Origin of the sequence: Ornithinimicrobium sp. CNJ-824 (assembly GCF_001942405.1) — a bacterium.
Lineage (GTDB): Bacteria > Actinomycetota > Actinomycetes > Actinomycetales > Dermatophilaceae > Ornithinicoccus > Ornithinicoccus kibberensis.
Genome location: NZ_MKKA01000007.1, coordinates 15,438 through 34,682 on the forward strand (window position 1 = coordinate 15,438; position 19,245 = coordinate 34,682).

Genomic DNA, 19,245 nt, shown 5'->3' on the forward strand with positions numbered 1-19,245 from the left:
CTCAGTTCACCTCTTCCAGGGCCGCGGACTGGCGGAACCCGATGTAGCTGATGGCACCGACGAGCATGAAGATCACGATGCTCACCGCGGACGCCAGCCCGATGTTGGGCTGCCCGGACTCCAGCGCCAGCCGGTAGGCGAAGTTGATGAGCAGGTCGGTGTTGCCGACCAGGCTGTTGCCCGAGTCGAACGGGCCGCCCTTGGTCACCAGGTAGATCAACGTGAAGTTGTTGAAGTTGAAGGCGAAGCTGGCCACGAGCAGCGGACCGACGGCCACGAGCAGCAGCGGCATCGTCACCGACACCAGCGTGCGCACGGGGCCCGCGCCGTCGACCGCCGCGGCCTCCTTGACGTCGTTGGGGATCGACTGCAGCGCCCCGGTCGTGATGAGGAACATGTAGGGGAAGCCCAGCCACAGGTTGGTGATGAGCAGCGCCGCCCGGGCCGCCCACGGGTCGCCGAGCCAGTTGACGTTCAGCCCGGTGACCTCGTTGATGAGGCCGAACTGCTGGTTGAACATCGCCGCCCAGACCAGGCCCGTCACGAAGATCGGCAGCGCGTAGGGCAGGATCAGCAGCGACCGGTAGATCCCCTTGCCCTTGAGCCGCGGGTCGTTGAACAGCAGCGCGAGCAGCATGCCGAGGATGAACGTGCTGGCCACGCTGAGCAGCGGGAAGGCCAGGTTCCACAGGAAGATCTTCAGGAAGCCGCCCCGGAAGGTCGGGTCGGTGAAGATCGTCAGGAAGTTGTCGAAGCCGACGTTCTCGGTCCACCCGGCGGGCAGCACAGCGCCCTGGCCGTCCTCGGGGACGAAGTTGCCGTCCTGGGCCACGTAGCGCTTGCCCTCGGCGGTGACCATGACGTCGTTCTCCTCGTCGTAGGAGATCGTGGGCTGCCCCACGAACGCCTGCGAGGTGGTGGCCGGCTTGACCGCGGCCCCGTCCTCCCCGACGGGCACGGCGAAGTCCTGGACCTCCTGGGCCCGCTGGTTGGCCTCCATGAGGTTGAGCACCCGGTAGCCGGGCGCCGCGCCGATGGTGCCGTTGCCGCGCACCTCCACGCCCTCGGCGGCCAGCGGCTCCAGCCCCTCCTCGGTGCCGACGAACAGCTGGAAGCCGTCGGCGGTGACGTTCTCGCCCAGCTCGGCGGCGCCGATCCCCTCCTCGGCGCCCTCCTCGAGCTCGCCGGCGTCCTCGGCGGGGGGCACGGTCAGCAGCAGCGACAGCTCGCCGTTCTGCACCGTCGCACCCTCGGGCACGGCGACCGACATCCCGTAGCGGGGGGCGTCGGGGTCCTGGCGCACCGACTGCGCCTGGATCGCCGAGATCGCCTCCTCCTTGGACAGGGTGTGCCCGTCGCCGTAGTTGGTGAAGGCGGTGGCCGCCGTGTAGACGATCGGCCACATCTGGAACAGCAGCAGCAGGATCAGGCCGGGCAGCAGGTACTTCAGCGGGATGAACCGCCGCGTCGAGTAGACGACCAGCACGGACATGGCGATGAACGCCACGACGATGACGATGAGCCAGGCGCCGGCCTCGATCGCCTGCTGGGCCGCGTAGGCCAGCACGCCGATCGTCAGCGCGATCAGCACCCACCTGGTCACGGTCACCCACACGGGCGTGTGGGCCACCTCGCTGACGTGCGGGTCCTGCGGCGGGCCGGACCGGGGCGGGTCGGCGACGGTCTGGGACATCGATGTCTCCTCGAGGACGGTCCGGAGGGGGAGGTATGCCGTGCGGTCGCGCCCCGGGAGGTGCGCACGCACGGCATACCACGCCCCGCCGGTGCGGGTGGGCGCCCCGGACCGGGACACCCACCCCGCGGTGGCGGGATCAGGCCGGGGTCAGAGCGCGGCCTCGACCTCGGACTGGGCGGTCGCCAGGCGCTCGGCCGGGTCGTCGCCGGTGGCGATGTCCGCGGTGGCCTTGCCCAGCGGACCCCAGACGGCGTTCATCTGCGGGATGTTCGGCATCGGGGTGCCACCCTCGGCGGCCTGGCCCCAGGCCTCGATGTCGGTGTTGCCCTGGGAGACCTGGTCGTAGGCCTCGACCAGCGCCGGCGGGCGGTCGCCGGCCTCGTACAGGGAGACCTGCACGTCGGCGCGGCTCACGTACTCCTGCACGAAGGTCTGCGCGATCTGCGGGTTCTGCGACTCGGCCGAGACGTAGAAGCCCTGGACGCCCAGGAACGGGGTCGTCTCGCCGCCGTCCTCGAAGTCGGGCATCGAGGTGATCTCGTAGTCGATGCCGGCCTCGGTGATCTGCTGGATAGCCCACGGGCCGGAGACGAGGAAGGCGGTGCTCTCCTCGACGAACTGCGGGATGGCGTTCGAGGCGTCGATGCTGACGCTGAGCGCCTCCTCCTCGGCCAGCCAGGCGATCTTCTCGCCGCCCTGGACGGTCTCCTCGGAGTCGATGATGACCTCGGTGGAGTCGAAGCCGCCCTCCTCCAGCACCGGGAAGATGCCGCCGCCGTAGGCCGCCAGGTAGGGGTACATGGAGTAGGCGTTGCCCTCCTGGCCCAGCTCCTGGGCCATGACGAGCTCGGCCTCGCCGTCGGCGACCAGCTGCTGGCCGGTCTCGACGAGGGCCTCCATCGAGGCGGGCAGCTCGGGCGCCAGGGCGGTGTTGCGGATGAGCGCGAGGGACTCCACGGAGTAGGGCACACCGTAGGTCTGGCCCTCGTAGGTGAACGCCTCGACCGACTCCGGGGTGAACTGGCCCGCGAGGTCGGAGGAGAGCTGGACCGGGGCGACGACGTTGTTCTGGACGAGCTCGCCCAGCCAGTCGTGCGCGCCGACCGCGATGTCCGGGCCGGCGCCGGCGCCGACGGAGTCCTTGAACTGCTCGCGCAGGTTCTCGTTGGCGACCACCTGGAGGGTCACCGGCACGCCGGTCTCCTCCTCGAAGGTGGCGGCGACGTCCTCGAGCGCCGCGGCGCGCAGGTCGTCGGCCCAGATGACGAGGCTGGTGCCGTCGCTGGCAGCGGGGGCGGCACCCTCGGAGGTGGCGGCGGCGTCGTCACCGGCCGCGGCGTCCTCGGTCTCGGTGGCGGTGTCGTCCTCGGCGGCCGCGTCGTCCTCGGCGGCGGTGGTGGGCTCGTCGGCCGTGTCCGCGGTGTCGCCGCAGGCGGACAGCAGCAGGGCCGCCGCACTGGCGATGGCGACCGCTCCGGTCGTGCGCTTCATGGTTCTCCTTCGAACTGGGTGGTCCCCGGCCGTGACACCTCTGACGGCCACGACGCCGGTACACGACGACCCGGAGACCGAGCCGTGACGTACGCGATCAGTATGGGGCCGTGACGAGCGGCATGCAAAATCTTGCAACGCCCGTCCCGGGCTCCGTGCTAGCGTGAGGTCCGTCACCGGCAAGGGCGCCGTGCACGCCATACCTCACCGTCTGTCGTGGGCACCCGCCGCCGGAGGCACCGCACGACGCCCGCCCGCGCCGCGGACGGGTTCCTTTACGACGGATCGTCCGGCACGTACCTGCCGGTGAAGGAAAGGCACACAGATGGCAACAGTGACGTTCGACGAGGCCACCCGCGTCTACCCCGGGGCCGACACGCCCTCGGTCGACAAGCTCAACATCGAGATCGCGGACGGTGAGTTCCTCGTCCTCGTGGGCCCCTCGGGCTGCGGCAAGTCGACCTCCCTCCGCATGCTGGCCGGCCTGGAGGAGGTGAACGGCGGACGCATCCTCATCGGCGACCGCGACGTCACCCACATGCCGCCCAAGGACCGCGACGTGGCGATGGTCTTCCAGAACTACGCGCTCTACCCGCACATGACGGTCGCCGACAACATGGGGTTCGCCCTGAAGATCGCCGGCAAGCCGAAGGCGGAGATCCGCGAGCGGGTGGAGGAGGCCGCCAAGATCCTCGACCTGACCGACTACCTCGAGCGCAAGCCCAAGGCCCTCTCCGGCGGCCAGCGCCAGCGCGTCGCCATGGGCCGCGCGATCGTGCGCCAACCGCAGGTCTTCCTCATGGACGAGCCGCTGTCCAACCTGGACGCCAAGCTGCGCGTGCAGACCCGCACCCAGATCGCCTCGCTGCAGCGGCGCCTGGGCGTCACCACGGTCTACGTCACCCACGACCAGGTCGAGGCCATGACGATGGGCGACCGCGTGGCGGTCCTCAAGGACGGCATCCTGCAGCAGGTCGACGCGCCGCGGCACATGTACGACCACCCCAACAACGTCTTCGTCGCCGGCTTCATCGGCTCCCCCGCGATGAACCTCATGACCGTCCCGGTCGCCGACGGCGGCGTCAAGCTGGGCGACTACGTGCACCCGGTCGACCGCGAGACCCTGTCCAAGGCCGGCAGCGAGGTCGTCCTCGGCGTGCGGCCCGAGGACGTGGCGATCTCCGACTCCGGCCGCGGCCTGCCGATCGAGGTGGACGTGGTCGAGGAGCTCGGCGCGGACGCCTACATCTACGGCGAGCTGCCCGGTGCCGGGATCGACGACAAGCCGTTCATCGCCCGCGTCGACGGCCGTACCCCGCCGAAGAAGGGCGAGATCGTGCACTTCCAGCCCAAGGGCGAGCACCTGCACCTCTTCCACGCGGAGACCGGCGAGCGCATCAGCGACTGAGCACCGGCCCGGGGCGGCTGCCCCGGGGTGCGACGAGGGCCGGGCGGTGGCAGCCGCCCGGCCCTCGTGCGTCCCTGGGTCGTGGGTGGCGGAGGGCCGGCCGGTGACGCCTACCCTGGGAGCGTGCACGTCCCCGACCACTTCGCCCTCCCCGAGGAGCGCCTGCTCGCGCTGCTGGCCGCGCCGCGGGCCGGCAACCTCGTCACGGTCCACGCCGACGGGCCCCTGGCCACCTTCGTCCCGTTCCACCTGGAGCGGGTCGAGGAGGGCACGGCCACGCTCGTCACCCACCTGGTCGCCAACAACCCGCAGCTGGCCACGCCGACGACCGGGCCGGCGATGGTCCTGCTCGACATCACCGACACCTACGTCTCGCCGCGCTGGTACGCCACCAACGACGTGCAGCCCAACGTCCCGACCTGGGACTACGTGACGATCCACGCCTGGGGGCCGCTCCACGTCGACCGCTCCCCCGCGCGGGCGCTCGAGGTGGCCCGGCGGCTGACCTCCCGGACGGGGGACGGCGACGTCGTGGACGCGGTCGGCGAGGACAAGCTCGCCGCGATGTCCCGGGCCATCCGGGCGGTCGAGGTGCGGGTGGACCGGCTCCAGGGCAAGGCGAAGATGAGCCAGAACCGCCACCCCGACGACGTGCGCAGCGTGCTCGCCCACGTCGAGGAGCACGGGCCGTCCGAGGTCGCCGACTACCTGCGCGAGGTCAGCCTGCCCCACGCGGAGGAGCGCTTCGCCACCATCCGACGGCTGTCCCGCCAGCACCGCGTCCCCGCGCACCGTCAGGGATCGGCCCTCTAGGACCGTCCCGACCGTCCCCGGACCGGTCCGCACCCGCCGAGGGGCGCGGCGGCATACCCTCGTCCCATGGCCCTCGACATCACCGCCCTCGCGCCGGATCCGGCCCTGCTGGACCTGCCGTGGGAGGTGCCGCTGGAGGAGTGGCCCGAGCACCACCTGGCCGCCCTCCCCCGGGGCATCTCCCGCCACGTCGTCCGGTTCGTGCGGCTGTCCGGCGGGGTGCTGGCGGTCAAGGAGATCAGCGAGCCGCTGGCCCGCCGCGAGTTCCAGACGCTCCGCAACCTGCGTCGCCTGGACCAGCCGGTGGTCGAGCCCCTCGGGGTGGTCTCGGGCCGGGTCGACGCCGACGGCAACGCCCTGGACGCCTGCCTGATCACCCGGCACCTGAAGTTCTCGCTGCCCTACCGGGCCGTCTTCTCCCAGCGGCTGCGCCCGGACACCGCCCGGCGCACGCTGGACGCGCTGGCCGTCCTGCTCGTGCGGCTGCACCTGGCCGGCTGCTTCTGGGGGGACGTGTCGCTGTCCAACACGTTGTTCCGCCGCGACGCCGGCGAGTACGCCGCCTACCTCGTCGACGCCGAGACCGCCGAGCTGCACCCGACGCTGTCCGACGGGCAGCGCGAGCACGACCTGTTCATCGCCCACGGCAACATCGCCGGGGAGCTGATGGACCTGGAGGCCGGCGGCCAGCTCGACGAGGGCGAGGACCCGATCGAGATCGCCAACCTCATCATGCACCGCTACGACCTGCTGTGGAACGAGCTGACCAGCGAGGAGCGCTTCGAGCGCGGCGACCGCTGGCGGGTGGACGAGCGGATCCGGCGGCTGAACAACCTCGGCTTCGACGTCGACGAGCTGGAGATGAGCACCGACGTCGACGGCACCCACATCCGGCTGCAGCCCAAGGTCGTCGACGCCGGCCACCACTCCCGCCGCCTGATGCACCTCACCGGCCTGGACGTCGAGGAGAACCAGGCGCGCCGCCTGCTCAACGACCTCGACTCCTACCGGGCCGCGACCGACCGGCAGAGCGACGACGAGGACGTGGTCGCCCACGAGTGGCTGAGCCGGGTCTACGAGCCGGTCACCCGCTCGGTGCCCCGCGAGCTGCGGTCCAAGCTGGAGCCGGCGGAGTTCTTCCACGAGATCCTCGAGCACCGGTGGTACCTGTCCGAGCAGGCCGGCCACGACACCCCGATCGAGGACGCCGTGCGCGACTACCTGGAGACCGTGCTGCCCTCCCGGCCGGACGAGGTGGCGGTCGTCGGCGTGGACACCCAGGAGATCCCGATCCAGGCCCAGCTGGAGGACTGAGGCCGTCGGCGGCTGTCCGGCCGGGCCCGGCCGGCCGACACTGCACGCCCCGTCCGAGGTGCGCCGCCGACGGATCGGCGGATACTCGGACCCATGGGCGCCGTCGGGCACAGACACAGGGGTCCCTCCGCGGTGGTGGCGATGCTCGCCTCCACCGTGGTCGCGGGGTGCGGGCTGCAGATCCCGACCGACCCGGACCGGACGCTCGCGCAGGTGCGCGCCACCGGTGAGCTGCGCGTCGGCGTCTCGCCGCACCCACCTTCACCACCCTGCCACCGGCTCCGGGTGGTGAACCCGGGGGCGACGAGGTGGTCCTGGTCCGGCGGTTCGCGGAGGAGCAGGGCGCCGAGGCCCTGTTCGTCGTCGACGGCGAGGAGGCGCTCGTCACGCTCCTGGAGAGGGGTGAGCTGGACGTCATGGTGGGCGGCCTGTCCTCCCGGTCCCCGTGGTCGACGAAGGTGGCGCTGACCCGGCCCTACACGCGGACGCAGGAGGAGGGTCGCACCGTCAAGCACGTCATGGCCGTCGTCCGCGGGGAGAACGCCCTGCTCAGCGAGCTGGAGCGCTTCCTGGACGAGGAGTCGTCGTGACGTCCCGGGTGGGCGACTACTTCGGCTCGACCGAGCTGCCCGGCGAGCAGCAGGCGGCGCTCCGGCGTGCCCGGCGGCTGGAATGGATCTCGCTGGCCTACCTGGGCACCGGTGTCGTCCTCGTCGCCCTTGTCATGGGCAGCTCGCAGGCGATGAAGGCCGCGTGGATCGAGGACATGCTCTCGCTGATCCCCCCGATCGCCTTCCTCGTCGCGACCCGTGCGGCCGCGCGACACCCGGACCGGGACTACCCCTTCGGCCGGCACCGGTCGGTGGCGGTGGGTCACCTGGTCGCCTCCGTCGCCCTGCTGACGATGGGCGTCTTCCTGCTCTACGACTCCGGCTCGGGGCTGCTGACGGCGGACCACCCGCCCATCGGCACCATGCAGCTGTTCGGCCGGACCTTCTGGGCGGGCTGGCCGATGGTGGCCGTCATGGTCTACACGGGGATCGGACCGGTGGTTCTGGGCCGGATGAAGGTGCCTCTGGCCGAGCAGCTGCACGACAAGGTGCTGCACGCCGACGCGACATGAACAAGGCCGACTGGATGACGTCCGGCGGCGCCATCCTCGGTGTGCTGGGGATCGGCATCGGCCTGTGGTGGGCCGACGCCGCGGCCGCCCTGTTCATCGCGGCGAGCATCCTGCGGGACGGCTGGGGCAACGTCCAGCACGCCGTCACCGGCCTCATGGACAGGACGGCCCGCACCGTCGACGACGCCGCGGAGCACCCTCTCGTGGGGCGGGTGGAGGACTACCTGGACAGCCGCCCCTGGGTGCGGGCCCACGACACCAGGGTGCGCGACATGGGCCACGTCTTCCACGTGGAGGTGCGTTTCGTCCCCGTCGGGGGGACGGTGGATATGGCCCGGATCCACCAGACCGTGGAGGACCTGCGGGCCATGGACTGGAAGCTCGACGACATCACCGTGGCGCCGGTCCGCTCGCTCGCCGAGGGGGAGGCGGACCAGCAGGTCTGACCCTCCGGTCAGCGCAGCCGGCGGGAGCGGGACACCTCGTAGAGCGCCACGGCGGTGGCGATGCCGGCGTTGAGCGACTCGGTGACCGCCGCGATCGGGATCGAGACGATCTGGTCGCAGGTCTCGCGCACGAGCCGCGACAGACCCTTGCCCTCGGAGCCGACGACGATGACCAGCGGCTGGTCGGCCAGCTCCAGGCCGGGCAGCTCGACGTCCCCGTCGCCGTCCAGCCCGACGACGAAGAAGCCCGCCTTGCGGTAGGCCTCCAGCGCCCGGGTGAGGTTGGTCGCCTGGGCCACGGGCACCCGCGCCGCCGCGCCGGCCGAGGTCTTCCAGGCGGCCGCGGTCATCCCGGCCGACCTCCGGGCCGGCACCACGACGCCGTGCCCGCCGAACGCCCCGACCGAGCGCACGACGGCGCCCAGGTTGCGCGGGTCGGTGATGCCGTCGAGCGCCACGATGAGCGGGGTGCCGGGCAGCTCGACGTGGAGCAGGTCCTCGGGGTGGGCGTACTCGTAGGGAGGCACCTGCAGGGCCAGTCCCTGGTGCACCGCCCCGTCGGTGAGCCGGTCGAGCTCGGTGCGCGGCGCCTCCAGCACGGCGATCCCCCGCTCGGTGGCCAGGGTGATGCTCTCCTTGACCCGGTCGTCGCTCTCCATCCGCGACCCCACGTAGAGCGTGCTGCCCGGCACGTGCGTGCGCAGCGCCTCGAGCACGCTGTTGCGGCCGGCGACGATCTCGGTCGACCCTCCGCGACCCGGCCCGGAGCGTCGCCCCCCTGCCGGTCGGCCGCCGCCGGTCCTGCTCGCGGCGCTGCCGGACCTGCGGCGCGCCGCCGGGTGGCCGACCCGCTCCTCCGCCTTGGGGGTCGGCCCCCGGCCCTGGAGCTGCTTGCGGCGCTGGCCGCCGGAGCCGACGACCATCCCCTTCTTGTTGCTGGTGCGCGCGTTGCGGCGCTGCTGGTTGCCGGCCATGGTGTCTCGTCCTTCGTTCAGCGCAGCGACCAGCGGGCGCGGCCGGGGTGTCCTCGATGACCACGCCGAGCGTGGTCAGGTGGTCGCGGATGGCGTCCGCGGTCGCGAAGTCCTTCTCGGCACGGGCGCGGGCCCGCGCGTCCAGCCGGTCCTGCACCAGAGCCGTCAGCACCTCCATGCCACGGTCGTCCTCGCGGGACCCGCCGCCCCAGGAGGGGTCGAGCGGGTTGGTGCCGAGCACGTCGAGCATCGCCAGCAGCTGCAGGAGGGTATGCCGCAGCGCCTGCGTGCCCGTCCCGGCACCGGCGTCGAGGGCGCGGTTGCCGTCGCGGACGGTGCCGAAGACGACCGCGAGGGCCTCCGGCACGTTGAGGTCGTCGTCGAGGGCGGCCCGGAAGTCGGTCGGGAAGGCCTCGTCGGCCGGCAGCGCGCGGGACGCCTCGAGCAGGTCCTCGGCGGCCTCGCCGAGCACCTCCCGGGCGCGCACGACATACCCCTCGATCCGCTCGACCGCGGCGAGCGCCTCGGTGAGGCTGTCGTCGCCGTACTCGATCGTGGACCGGTAGTGCGCGGCGCCGAGGTAGTGCCGCAGCACGAGCGGGCGCACGGTCTTCGTCAGCTCGGTGACGGCCAGGGCGTTCCCGAGCGACTTGCCCATCTTGGCGCCCTTGACGGTGACCCAGGCGTTGTGCAGCCAGTAGCGGGCGAAGTCGAGGCCGGCGGCGCGGGACTGGGCCTGCTCGTTCTCGTGGTGCGGGAAGCGCAGGTCGACGCCGCCGCCGTGGATGTCGAAGCGTCGCCGAGGTACTTGCGCGCCATGGCCGAGCACTCCAGGTGCCAGCCCGGGCGGCCGCGGCCGTACGGCGCCGGCCACGAGGCCGTCTCCGGCTCGCCGTCCTTGTGCCCCTTCCACAGGGCGAAGTCGCGGGGATCGCGCTTGCCCCGGGGGTCGGCGTCCTCGGCCGGCTCCATGTCCTCCAGCTTCTGCCGGGTCAGCGAGCCGTAGTCCGGCCAGGAGCGCACGTCGAAGTAGACGTCGCCGCTGCCGTCCTCCGCGGCGTAGGCGTGGCCCCGCTCGACGAGCGTGCGCACGAGCTCCAGCTGCTCGGTGATGTGGCCGGTGGCCCGCGGCTCGTAGGTCGGCGGGAGCACGCCCAGCAGCTCGAGGGCCCGGGTGGTCGCGCGCTCGTTCTCGTAGGACCAGGCCCACCAGGGGCGTCCGGCCTCGGCGGCCTTGGTGAGGATCTTGTCGTCGATGTCGGTGACGTTGCGGATGAGCGTGACGTCGTAGCCGTGCCCCCGCTCCAGCCACCGCCGCAGGACGTCGAAGGCCACCGCGAACCGGACGTGCCCGATGTGCGGGCTGCCCTGCGTGGTGAGCCCGCAGATGTACATGCCCACCCGTCCGGCCTCGAGCGGCTCGAACGGCCGCAGCTGCCGGGTGGCGGTGTCGAAGAGGTGCAGGCTCACCCGCTCAAGGGTACCGGCGCCTCCCACGCCTCCCGACCTCCTCGCCAGCGGCCGCCTCGGGCCGACGGTGGGCCGGCGGACCGCCCTCGGTCCGCCAGGCGCCCAGCCTCCCCGGCCAGGAGCCCCGCCTCCCAGCCTCCCCGGCCAGGACAAGGTTGTGCACCACGGGCATCGTCGAGAACGTCGTCTGCGGTGCACAACCTTGTCCAGCCGCGTGCTGTGTCCGTCCCCATGCTCCAGGCGTCGGACAGGATCTGGCGGTCGCTGCCCGCCTGTGGACGACGCCGGAGCCCCCGACCGCGGACGCGACACACTCGGGGCATGTCCGAGGGGATCACGCAGCTGGTGCAGATGCAGGGCGGCGTGGCCAGCACCCGTGAGCTGCTGCGCGCCGGCTTCTCCCGCCGCTCGGTCGAGGCCATGGTGCGCCGTGGGGAGCTGGTCCGCGTCCGCCGGGACGCTGTCGTCCTCGCGAGCGCGCTGGCCGGCTCGACCCCGTGGGAGAAACGCGAACTGGTGGCCCGTGCCGTCGGACGCAGTCTCGCGCCCGCCCCGGCGGAGGCTGGGCCGACCCACGCCCTGAGCCACGAGAGCGCATTGATGGTGCACGGACTGCCCTACGCCGGCGAGGACGGGTTCGTCCACCTGGTCCGCACGGACGGTCGCAGGGGCCGGAAGGACGGCACGATCTGGGTGCACCGTCCCCTCGACGCCCGGTGGACGGACGAACGGGACGGCCTCGTGCTGGTGACGCCCACGATGGCAGCGCTGCAGGTGGCGGCGACGCACGGCGGCGAGGCAGGCCTGGTCGCCGTGGACGGCGTCCTGCACGCGGCACGGGAGCAGGACCCGAAGGCTGCCGGTGGCCAGGAGGGCCTTGCCGTCACCCGGGTCAGGGAGGAGATCGCGGAGGCGCTGGAGGGAGGATTCGGGCGATCCACCCCGACCGTACGACTCGTCGTCGACCTGGCCGACGGCCGTAGCGAGTCCGCCGGTGAGAGCCGCACCCGGTGGCTGGTCCACCTCCTCGGGCTCGGCCCCTGCAGCCCGCAGTTCGTGGTCCACGACGGCGACCGGTTGGTGGCGATCGTCGACCTCAAGCTGGCCCGCTGGGACGTGCTCGTCGAGTTCGACGGGACCGGCAAGTACACCGGCCACGAGGCCCTCCTCGCCGAGAAGGACAGGGAGGACAGGCTCCGGACGCTCGGCTACGAGGTGGTCCGCATCCGGTGGGCCGACCTCGCCCGGCCTCAGCTGATCCGTCGTCGGTTGCTCGAGGCCATCGCCCGGGCCGAGTCCCGGGCGACCCGGATCGGCTGAGGCGACCGGACCACGTCAGGACAAGGTTGTGCACCGGATGCGTGGTTCTCGGCGTCGCATCCGGTGCACAACCTTGTCCCCTCACCGCCCCGCCCCACGGCACGTCCGCCACCCGCTTGGCCTCGGCCCAGAGTCGGAGCCAGCAGGACAGACGCCTCCGTCGGCGGGCCGATGCGCCGCCGGGTGCGCACGGCATACCGTCGAGGCATGCTCATCGCCGAAGAACTGCTCCTCGTCGGGACCTCCCCCGAGGGCCGCAACCTGCTGGGCAGCTCCCGGACGGTCGTCCTCGGCGGCGCGCTGCTGACCGAGCTGGCCCTGCGCGAACGTCTGGACGTCGACGGGCGCAAGCGGCTGCGGGTCCTGGACGGTGGCACGATCGGCGAGCCCCTGCTCGACGAGGCCCTGGTCCGCTTCGCCGAGCGGGAGGGCAAGAAGCCCAAGGACGCGCTCGACCGGGTGGGCAAGAAGCTCCAGCAGCCCCTGCTGGACAGCCTCGTCCGGCGCGAGCTGGTGCGCCCCGAACCGGTCAAGGCCCTCGGGCTCACGCTGACGACCCGCTGGCCGGTCCTCATGAGCGGCCCGCGCGACGCCGTGGTCGGCGACCTCGCCACCGTCGTCACGGGCGCCCGCGAGCCGGACTCCCGCACCGGCGCGCTGATCTCGCTCCTGCACGCCGTCGACGCCCTGCCCAAGGTTCTGACCACGGAGATGCGGCCCGGGATGACCAACGGCGAGGTCAAGCGGCGTGGCAAGGAGATCAGCAAGGGACGCTGGGCGCCGGAGGCCGTGGCCACGGCGGTGGCGGAGCTCAACACCGCCATGATGGCGGCCGTGATGGCCGGCGGGGCCGCGAGCTCGAGCTGACGACCACCGCCCGGGCTCAGTGACCCCGGTCGAGCCACTCCTGACGGTGCGGCTTCTCCGCGCCGATCGTCGTGGTCCCGCCGTGCCCGGTGTGCACGACGGTCTCCTCCGGCAGGACGAGGAGCTTGTCGGTGATCGATGCCACGATCGTGGGGAAGTCGCTGAACGAGCGTCCCGTCGCCCCGGGGCCGCCCTCGAAGAGGGTGTCCCCGGAGAACACCACGCCCAGCTCCGGCACGTGGAAGCAGCAGGCGCCCGGGCTGTGACCAGGCGTGTGCAGCACGTGCAGGGTGACCCCGGCGACCTCGAACGTCATGCCGTCGGACAGCTCCCCTCCGGGCGCGATGTCGTGCACCCGGTCCCACAGCATCTGGTCCTCGGGGTGCAGGTATGTCGTGGCTCCCGTGCGACGGGCCACCTCGGGGGCGGCGTCGATGTGGTCGTCGTGCCCGTGGGTCAGCAGCAGGGCCCGGACCGACCGGCCGCCGACCGCCTCGACCACCACGTCCGCGTCGTGGGGGGCGTCGACGACGATGCACTCCTCGTCGTCGCCGATCACCCACACGTTGTTGTCGACCTCCCAGGTGCCGCCGTCGAGGCTGAAGGTGCCGGTGGTCACGGCGTGGTCGATGCGGGCGGTCATGCGGAGGCCTCCTCGGTGGTGGTCGTGCCGGCCTGCTGTCCGCGGGCCGCGGCGGCCGTCTCGTCGACGATGACGACGGAGCGCAGCACGTCGCCGGCGTGCATCTTCTCGAACGCGGCCTCGACGTCGCCCAGTCCGATCGTCTCGCTGACGAAGTCGTCGAGGTTGAACCGGCCCTGGCGGTAGAGGTCGATAAGCATGGGGAAGTCGCGCGAGGGCAGGGCGTCGCCGTACCAGCTGGACTTCAGCGCGCCGCCGCGGCCGAAGACGTCGAGCAGCGGCAGGGTGATCTCCATCTCGGGCGTGGGGACGCCGACGAGTACGACGGTACCGGCGAGGTCGCGGGCGTAGAACGCCTGCTGGTAGGTCTCCGGACGGCCCACCGCGTCGACGACGACGTCCGCACCGACCCCGCCGGTGAGCTCCTGGATCGCGGCCACCGGGTCGGTGCCCGAGGAGTTGACCGTGTGGGTGGCGCCGAAGCCGCGGGCCGCCTCCAGCTTCCGGTCGTCGATGTCGACCGCGATGATCGTCGTGGCGCCGGCCAGCCGGGCCCCCGCGATGGCGGCGTCGCCCACCCCGCCGCAGCCGATGACGGCGACCGAGTCGCCGCGGGTGACGTTGCCGGTGTTGACCGCCGCGCCGAAGCCCGCCATGACGCCGCAGCCGAGCAGCCCGGCGGCGACCGCGGGAGCCTCCCGGTCGACCTTGGTGCACTGGCCGGCGTGCACGAGGGTCTTCTCGATGAAGGCGCCGATGCCCAGCGCGGGGGTCAGCTCGGTGCCGTCCTCGGCCAGGGTCATCCTCTGGCTCGCGTTGTGCGTGTTGAAGCAGTACCACGGCTTGCCCTTGGCGCACGCGCGGCAGTGCCCGCAGACGGCGCGCCAGTTGAGGACGACGTAGTCCCCGGGCTCGACGTCGGTGACGCCCTCCCCGACGGCCTCCACGGTGCCGGCGGCCTCGTGCCCCAGCAGGAACGGGAAGTCGTCGTTGATGCCGCCCTCGCGGTAGTGCAGGTCGGTGTGGCAGACGCCGCAGGCTCGATCTTCACCACGGCCTCGCCGGGGCCCGGGTCGGGCACGACGACGTCGACGACCTCGACGTCGGCTCCCTTGCTGCGGGCGATGACACCCTTGACGGTGCTGGGCACGACAACCTCCTGGTCACGGGGAACGGTGCCCCCAGCCAACCCGGCGGCGGGGCGGGACGCAAGTGCGGCCCCGGGACACCGATTGCGTCTTAGAGCATGGTCAGCAGCTGGGCGACGAGGATCTTGACGACCATCGCCACCGGGTAGACCATCGCGTAGCCCAGGGCCACCCGCTGGTCGTGGTGGGTCTGCTCCTGCGCGTGCGCCAGGATGGCCGGCTGGGTCTGCGAGCCGGACAGGACGCCGGCCAGCCGGGGCCCGGCCTGCCGCAGCCAGGCCCTGCCCAGCAGGAGGAGCACGGCCGCGTGCACGGTGGTGACGACCAGGCCGGCCAGCACCAGCTGCAGCCCGAGCGGGCTGGCGAGCGCGTCGACGAAGGCCGATCCGGCACGGCCGCCTGCGTAGGCCAGGAAGACGAGCAGCCCGATCTGCGTCAGCGTCTCGGCGGCCTGGTGGGGCAGGGTCCACACGAGCCTGCCGGTGCGTCCGGCGCGGCCCAGCAGAAGACCCACGACGAGCGGTCCGGCCGCCTGGCCGAGCTCCAGCGACCCGAGCCCCGGCACGGGGACCGGCAGCGCGCCCAGCGCGAGCCCGGCCGTCAGCCCCAGCGCGAGACCGAGGGGGTTGATGTCCGCGGTCCCGTGCTCGCTGTCCCCCAGGTATGCCGCCACGAGCCTCATCTGCTCGCGCGGCGCCGCGACGCGGATCCGGTCCCCCGCCTGCAGCACCAGGTCGTCGGTGGCCAGGACGTCCTGGTCGGCCCGGCGCACCCTGGTCGCGCGGGCGCCGAACCGGGCGAACAGGTCCAGGTCGGCCACCGTCCGGCCGTAGAACCGGCGCTCGGACAGCACGATCCGCCGGTAGTCCACGTCGGTGCGCTCGGCCTCCAGGTGGGTGGCCGCCCGCCGACCCAGCTGCTTGGTCAGGTGCCGCAGCGCCCGGTCGGGACCGATGGCCAGCACCTGGTCCCCGGGCCGCAGGAGGGTGTCCCCCTGGGCCATCCGCACCTCCCCGGCGGCGTCCTGGTAGCGGGAGAACAGCACCCGGCCGTGGGGTGTCCAGCTCAGCTCGGCCACGGTGAGCGCGTTGTCGCGCTCGACGAGGATGGTGGCGTTGCGCACCTCGGTGGGCCGGGCCCGGTCGTCGGCCGTGGGGTGCCGGTCGCCGCTGCGCAGCGCCCAGGTCGCCGCGGCGAGCATGACCACCACTCCCCCCACGTAGCTCATCGAGTAGGCCACCGTGGGGTCGGGCGAGCCGTCCAGCCGCAGGATCGCGGCGGCCAGCGCCGGGGTGTTGTTCAGCGCCCCGGCGTAGAGGCCGGCGGTGCTCCCGGCGCTGAGTCCCAGCAGCCGGCCGATCCCCCAGGTGAGCACGCCGAGCGCGAGGAGGGTGGCCACGACCATGCTGACCGGCCGGAGGCCGGTGCGCAGCGAGGCGAAGAAGGAGGGGCCGGCGGTGACCCCGACGGCGTAGGCGAAGACCGCCAGGCCGAAGGTGCCGAGCACCTCGGGGAGGGCCAGCCGCTCGTCGGCGGCCGAGAAGGCCAGCGCGGTGAAGAGGACGGCCGCCGGGCCCAGCGAGACCCGACGCAGCCGGACCGCGCCGACGGCGGTGCCGATCGCCAGGACGGCGAACAGGAGCAGGACGGGACGTCCCGCCAGGAGGTCGGCCACGTGACCCGAGTCTACGCCCGCCCGGACGACCGACGGACCCGCTGGACGACGGTCCGGCACGGGTCCACAGTGGACGGATGGCGCTGCAGCACCCCGCGGGCCGGGACGGGCCGGTGGGCGACGACCGGCACGAGTCCCGCGACGAGCGGATGGACCGCAACTTCGTCGAGCTCCTGCAGGAGCTGCGCGTGCTGCAGACCGGCACCCAGATCCTGGCGGGATTCCTCATGACGCTGCCCTTCCAGGCCCGCTTCCCCGACCTGACCGGCGAGCAGCGCGCCGTCTTCCTCGTGGCGATCGTCCTCGCCTTCCTCACCACGGTGCTGCTCGTGGGCCCGGTCAGCCTGCACCGTGCCCTGTTCCGGCAGCACCGCAAGGACGACCTGGTCCAGGTCTCCCACCGGATGGCACGGGCCGGCCTGGTCACCCTCGGGCTGACGATGACGGCCGTGCTCGTCCTCATCTTCGGGGTGGTGCTGGGTCGCACCGCCGGGTATGCCGCGGGCGTGGCGGCGCTGCTGGTCTTCGGTTCCCTGTGGTGGGGCCTCCCGGCGTGGATGCGCCGACGGCCGGCACGGTCCGGGACCGGTTCGCCGGGTGAACCTACGCGAGCGTAGGTTTGTCCCGTGACGAGTGCGCAGCCCCTGATCCCGCTGACCGTCGACCCGGCTCCGTCGACCACCGCCCTGCTCGAGCAGGCCGCCCGCCGGTGGCCCGACCGGGTGGCCGTCGACTTCCTCGGTGCGACGACGACCTACGCCCGGCTCGCCGACCAGGTGGCCGCCGCGGCCCAGGTGCTCCGCGACCTCGGCGTCGGCCCCGGGGACCGCGTGGCCCTGGTCCTGCCCAACTGCCCCCAGCACGTCGTCGCCTTCTACGCGATCACCTCGCTGGGGGCCACCGTCGCCGAGCACAACCCGCTCGCGGCCCCCGCGGAGGTGCAGGCCCAGCTGCAGCTGCACGGGGCGAGGGTCGTGGTGGCGTGGGAGCACGCCGTCGCGGCCGTCCTGCCGGAGGAGGGGCAGGACCGGACCGTCCTCGCCGTCAACCTCGCGGCGGCGATGCCGCGGCGGACCCGGCTGCTGCTGCGGCTCCCCGTCAGGGCGGCCCGTGCCCAGCGCGCGAAGCTGCGGGCCCCGGTCCCCGACGAGGTCGGCTCCTGGGACGACCGGGTCGCCGCCGCCCAGGGCCAGCGCAGCGCACCGCACCGGCCCTACGAGCCGACCCCGGACGACGTCGCGGTCCTGCTGCCCACCGGCGGCACGACCGGAACCCCCAAGCTGGTGCCGCTGACGCAGGCCAACCTCATGGCCAACGTCGCGCAGGGCCGTCAGTGGGTGCCCGGCCTGCGGGAGGGCGAGGAGACCTTCGGTGCGGTGCTGCCGTTCTTCCACGCCTTCGGGATGACGCTGTCGCTGACCTTCGCGGTGTCGATGGGCGCCACCCAGGTGGTCCTGCCGAACTTCGACGTCGACATGGTGCTGGCGGCGATGCGGCGACGGCCCTGGACCTTCCTGGCCGGCGTCCCGCCGATGCTCGACCGCCTGGCGGCCTCGGCGACGGCGGAGGACCCGCAGCTGCTGCGTCCGTTGCGCTACGCCATCTCCGGGGCGATGGCCCTGCAGCCCGAGATCGCCGACCGCTGGGAGACGGCGACGGGAGGCCTGGTCATCGAGGGATACGGCATGACCGAGTGCTCGCCCATCGCGCTGGGCAACCCCTTCGGGCCGGAGAGGCGTCCCGGCACGCTGGGGATCCCGTTCCCGGGCACCGAGATCCGCGTCGTCGACCCCGACCTGGTGGAGGAGGACCCCGACGCCCCGGACGTGCCGGACGGCGAGGTCGGGGAGCTCCAGGTCCGCGGCCCGCAGGTCTTCGGCGGCTACCTGGACGCCCCGGAGGAGACCGCCCAGGTGCTGCTTCCCGGGGGGTGGCTGCGCACGGGCGACCTCGTGCGCCGGGACCCCGCCGACGGGTTCGTGGCCCTGGCGGACCGGCGCAAGGAGCTCATCGTCTCCGGCGGCTTCAACATCTACCCCTCGCAGGTCGAGGAGGCCGTGCGTGGGATGCCCGGTGTCGTCGACGTCGCCGTCGTCGGCCTGCCGGACACCTCCCTCGGCGAGCACGTCGTCGCCGCCCTGGTCCTCGAACCGGGGGCGTCGGTGGACCTGGCGTCCGTGCGGGAGTGGTTGCAGGACAAGGTCTCCCGGTACGCGGTGCCGCGGGACCTGCATGTCCTCGACGACCTGCCGCGCAGCCAGCTGGGCAAGGTGCTGCGCCGCCACGTGCGCGAGCGGATCCTCGCCCTGCGGGAGCGGTCCGGCGGCTGAGCGCCACCGCCGACCCGGCGGGCGGGCCCGGGGGTCAGCGCGGCGCGACCAGCGCCGTGGCGATGCCCGCCAGCCCCTCGACCCGGCCGACGAAGCCGAGCCCGTCGGTCGTCGCTGCCGAGACCGAGACCGGGGCCCCGCCCAGGGCGCTCGACATCGCGGCCTCCATCTCGGCACGCCGGGCGCGACGCGGGGACGTCGGGCCACGACCTGCACGGCGACGTTGCCGATCTGGAAACCGCCTCGCGCCAGCAGGTCCGCCACGTGCGCGAGCATCTGCGCGCCCGAGGCGCCGGCCATCTCGGGGCGGTCGGTGCCGAAGACCGACCCGAGGTCGCCGAGACCGGCGGCGGACAGCAGCGCGTTGCAGGCGGCGTGGGCGGCGACGTCGCCGTCGCTGTGCCCCTCGATGCCGCGCTCGCCCGGCCACCGGAGGCAGCCGAGCCACAGCGGCCGGTCGTCGCCCTCCGGGGCCCAGGCGTGCACGTCCACGCCGATGCCGGTGCGGGGCAGCGGGGTCACCGGGT

At 72.9% G+C, this 19,245-nt stretch carries 15 protein-coding genes and 3 pseudogenes; 10 read left to right on the top strand and 8 right to left on the bottom strand.

Annotated features, from left to right (window positions below; translation table 11 throughout):
• Nucleotide 1: 1 nt before the first annotated feature.
• Entirely contained in the window at nucleotides 2-1,693 is a 1,692-nt protein-coding gene (locus tag BJF81_RS02975; RefSeq protein WP_083663960.1) for an ABC transporter permease subunit, read from the bottom strand.
• Nucleotides 1,694-1,843: 150 nt separating this feature from the next.
• Nucleotides 1,844-3,187, bottom strand: coding sequence for a sugar ABC transporter substrate-binding protein (locus BJF81_RS02980; RefSeq protein WP_075957096.1), 1,344 nt, complete (start codon nucleotides 3,185-3,187; stop codon nucleotides 1,844-1,846).
• A 325-nt stretch (nucleotides 3,188-3,512) separates the two neighbouring features.
• Between BJF81_RS02980 and BJF81_RS02985 the strand changes: the two genes are divergently transcribed.
• The 6 genes from BJF81_RS02985 to BJF81_RS20740 all read left to right on the top strand — a co-directional run bounded on the left by BJF81_RS02985 (nucleotide 3,513) and on the right by BJF81_RS20740 (nucleotide 8,291).
• Nucleotides 3,513-4,595 (top strand): ABC transporter ATP-binding protein, encoded by a 1,083-nt coding sequence (locus BJF81_RS02985; RefSeq protein WP_075957097.1) that lies wholly within the window; start codon nucleotides 3,513-3,515, stop codon nucleotides 4,593-4,595.
• Nucleotides 4,596-4,718: 123 nt separating this feature from the next.
• Nucleotides 4,719-5,408 carry an FMN-binding negative transcriptional regulator gene (locus BJF81_RS02990; RefSeq protein ID WP_075957149.1) on the top strand — a complete coding sequence of 230 codons (690 nt, stop codon included), beginning with the start codon at nucleotides 4,719-4,721 and terminating at the stop codon, nucleotides 5,406-5,408.
• A 66-nt stretch (nucleotides 5,409-5,474) separates the two neighbouring features.
• The gene (locus BJF81_RS02995; protein WP_075957098.1) at nucleotides 5,475-6,722 is read left to right on the top strand and encodes a DUF4032 domain-containing protein; all 1,248 of its coding nucleotides are present in this window, start codon (nucleotides 5,475-5,477) and stop codon (nucleotides 6,720-6,722) included.
• A gap of 308 nt (nucleotides 6,723-7,030) precedes the next feature.
• Nucleotides 7,031-7,312, top strand: a complete 282-nt coding sequence (locus tag BJF81_RS18940) for a hypothetical protein (protein ID WP_237769983.1) — start codon at nucleotides 7,031-7,033, stop codon at nucleotides 7,310-7,312.
• Nucleotides 7,309-7,845, top strand: a complete 537-nt coding sequence (locus BJF81_RS20735) for a cation transporter (RefSeq protein WP_342447057.1) — start codon at nucleotides 7,309-7,311, stop codon at nucleotides 7,843-7,845. Before BJF81_RS18940 ends, BJF81_RS20735 begins: the two co-directional genes overlap by 4 nt.
• The gene (locus BJF81_RS20740) at nucleotides 7,842-8,291 is read left to right on the top strand and encodes a hypothetical protein (protein WP_342447058.1); all 450 of its coding nucleotides are present in this window, start codon (nucleotides 7,842-7,844) and stop codon (nucleotides 8,289-8,291) included. The genes BJF81_RS20735 and BJF81_RS20740 overlap by 4 nt, the downstream gene beginning before the upstream one ends.
• Before the next feature lie 8 nt (nucleotides 8,292-8,299).
• Here BJF81_RS20740 and rlmB read toward each other — a convergent pair whose 3' ends face one another.
• Both rlmB and cysS read right to left on the bottom strand, forming a co-directional pair.
• The gene (gene rlmB, locus BJF81_RS03010; protein WP_075957099.1) at nucleotides 8,300-9,265 is read right to left on the bottom strand and encodes a 23S rRNA (guanosine(2251)-2'-O)-methyltransferase RlmB; all 966 of its coding nucleotides are present in this window, start codon (nucleotides 9,263-9,265) and stop codon (nucleotides 8,300-8,302) included.
• Between the two features lie 43 nt (nucleotides 9,266-9,308).
• A pseudogene (gene cysS, locus BJF81_RS03015) lies at nucleotides 9,309-10,735 on the bottom strand (cysteine--tRNA ligase); the annotation flags it as partial.
• A gap of 321 nt (nucleotides 10,736-11,056) precedes the next feature.
• On the opposite strand from cysS, the gene BJF81_RS03020 reads away from it, so the two are divergent.
• Both BJF81_RS03020 and BJF81_RS03025 read left to right on the top strand, forming a co-directional pair.
• A complete protein-coding gene (locus BJF81_RS03020; protein WP_075957100.1) occupies nucleotides 11,057-12,055 on the top strand; it encodes a type IV toxin-antitoxin system AbiEi family antitoxin domain-containing protein in 999 nt (332 codons plus the stop codon).
• A gap of 207 nt (nucleotides 12,056-12,262) precedes the next feature.
• Nucleotides 12,263-12,922 carry a GOLPH3/VPS74 family protein gene (locus BJF81_RS03025; RefSeq protein WP_075957101.1) on the top strand — a complete coding sequence of 220 codons (660 nt, stop codon included), beginning with the start codon at nucleotides 12,263-12,265 and terminating at the stop codon, nucleotides 12,920-12,922.
• A 16-nt stretch (nucleotides 12,923-12,938) separates the two neighbouring features.
• Here BJF81_RS03025 and BJF81_RS03030 read toward each other — a convergent pair whose 3' ends face one another.
• The 3 genes and pseudogenes from BJF81_RS03030 to BJF81_RS03040 all read right to left on the bottom strand — a co-directional run bounded on the left by BJF81_RS03030 (nucleotide 12,939) and on the right by BJF81_RS03040 (nucleotide 16,388).
• On the bottom strand, nucleotides 12,939-13,565 hold the full coding sequence (locus tag BJF81_RS03030) for an MBL fold metallo-hydrolase (protein ID WP_075957102.1): 627 nt from the start codon (nucleotides 13,563-13,565) through the stop codon (nucleotides 12,939-12,941).
• Nucleotides 13,562-14,715, bottom strand: a pseudogene (locus tag BJF81_RS03035) (S-(hydroxymethyl)mycothiol dehydrogenase). Before BJF81_RS03035 ends, BJF81_RS03030 begins: the two are co-directional and overlap by 4 nt.
• 89 nt (nucleotides 14,716-14,804) lie before the next feature.
• Nucleotides 14,805-16,388 carry an aspartate:alanine exchanger family transporter gene (locus BJF81_RS03040; protein WP_075957103.1) on the bottom strand — a complete coding sequence of 528 codons (1,584 nt, stop codon included), beginning with the start codon at nucleotides 16,386-16,388 and terminating at the stop codon, nucleotides 14,805-14,807.
• 77 nt (nucleotides 16,389-16,465) lie between these two features.
• On the opposite strand from BJF81_RS03040, the gene BJF81_RS03045 reads away from it, so the two are divergent.
• Nucleotides 16,466-17,005, top strand: coding sequence for a DUF6328 family protein (locus BJF81_RS03045; protein WP_075957104.1), 540 nt, complete (start codon nucleotides 16,466-16,468; stop codon nucleotides 17,003-17,005).
• Nucleotides 17,006-17,014: 9 nt separating this feature from the next.
• Nucleotides 17,015-18,718: an AMP-binding protein gene (locus tag BJF81_RS03050; RefSeq protein WP_075957105.1), complete on the top strand. Its 1,704-nt coding sequence runs from the start codon at nucleotides 17,015-17,017 to the stop codon at nucleotides 18,716-18,718.
• A 34-nt stretch (nucleotides 18,719-18,752) separates the two neighbouring features.
• On the opposite strand, the pseudogene ispF reads toward BJF81_RS03050, so the two are convergent.
• Nucleotides 18,753-19,240: pseudogene (gene ispF / locus BJF81_RS03055) on the bottom strand (2-C-methyl-D-erythritol 2,4-cyclodiphosphate synthase).
• Nucleotides 19,241-19,245 lie beyond the last annotated feature (5 nt).

Bases quoted from the DNA above. Each gene is read 5' to 3' on its own strand.
- BJF81_RS02980 (WP_075957096.1), bottom strand. From the start codon at position 3,187: ATGAAGCGCACGACCGGAGCGGTCGCCATCGCCAGTGCGGCGGCCCTG.
- BJF81_RS02995 (WP_075957098.1), top strand. From the start codon at position 5,475: ATGGCCCTCGACATCACCGCCCTCGCGCCGGATCCGGCCCTGCTGGAC.
- BJF81_RS03030 (WP_075957102.1), bottom strand. From the start codon at position 13,565: ATGACCGCCCGCATCGACCACGCCGTGACCACCGGCACCTTCAGCCTC.
- BJF81_RS20740 (WP_342447058.1), top strand. From the start codon at position 7,842: ATGAACAAGGCCGACTGGATGACGTCCGGCGGCGCCATCCTCGGTGTG.
- BJF81_RS03045 (WP_075957104.1), top strand. From the start codon at position 16,466: ATGGCGCTGCAGCACCCCGCGGGCCGGGACGGGCCGGTGGGCGACGAC.
- BJF81_RS02985 (WP_075957097.1), top strand. From the start codon at position 3,513: ATGGCAACAGTGACGTTCGACGAGGCCACCCGCGTCTACCCCGGGGCC.
- rlmB (WP_075957099.1), bottom strand. From the start codon at position 9,265: ATGGCCGGCAACCAGCAGCGCCGCAACGCGCGCACCAGCAACAAGAAG.
- BJF81_RS03025 (WP_075957101.1), top strand. From the start codon at position 12,263: ATGCTCATCGCCGAAGAACTGCTCCTCGTCGGGACCTCCCCCGAGGGC.
- BJF81_RS02975 (WP_083663960.1), bottom strand. From the start codon at position 1,693: ATGTCCCAGACCGTCGCCGACCCGCCCCGGTCCGGCCCGCCGCAGGAC.
- BJF81_RS03020 (WP_075957100.1), top strand. From the start codon at position 11,057: ATGTCCGAGGGGATCACGCAGCTGGTGCAGATGCAGGGCGGCGTGGCC.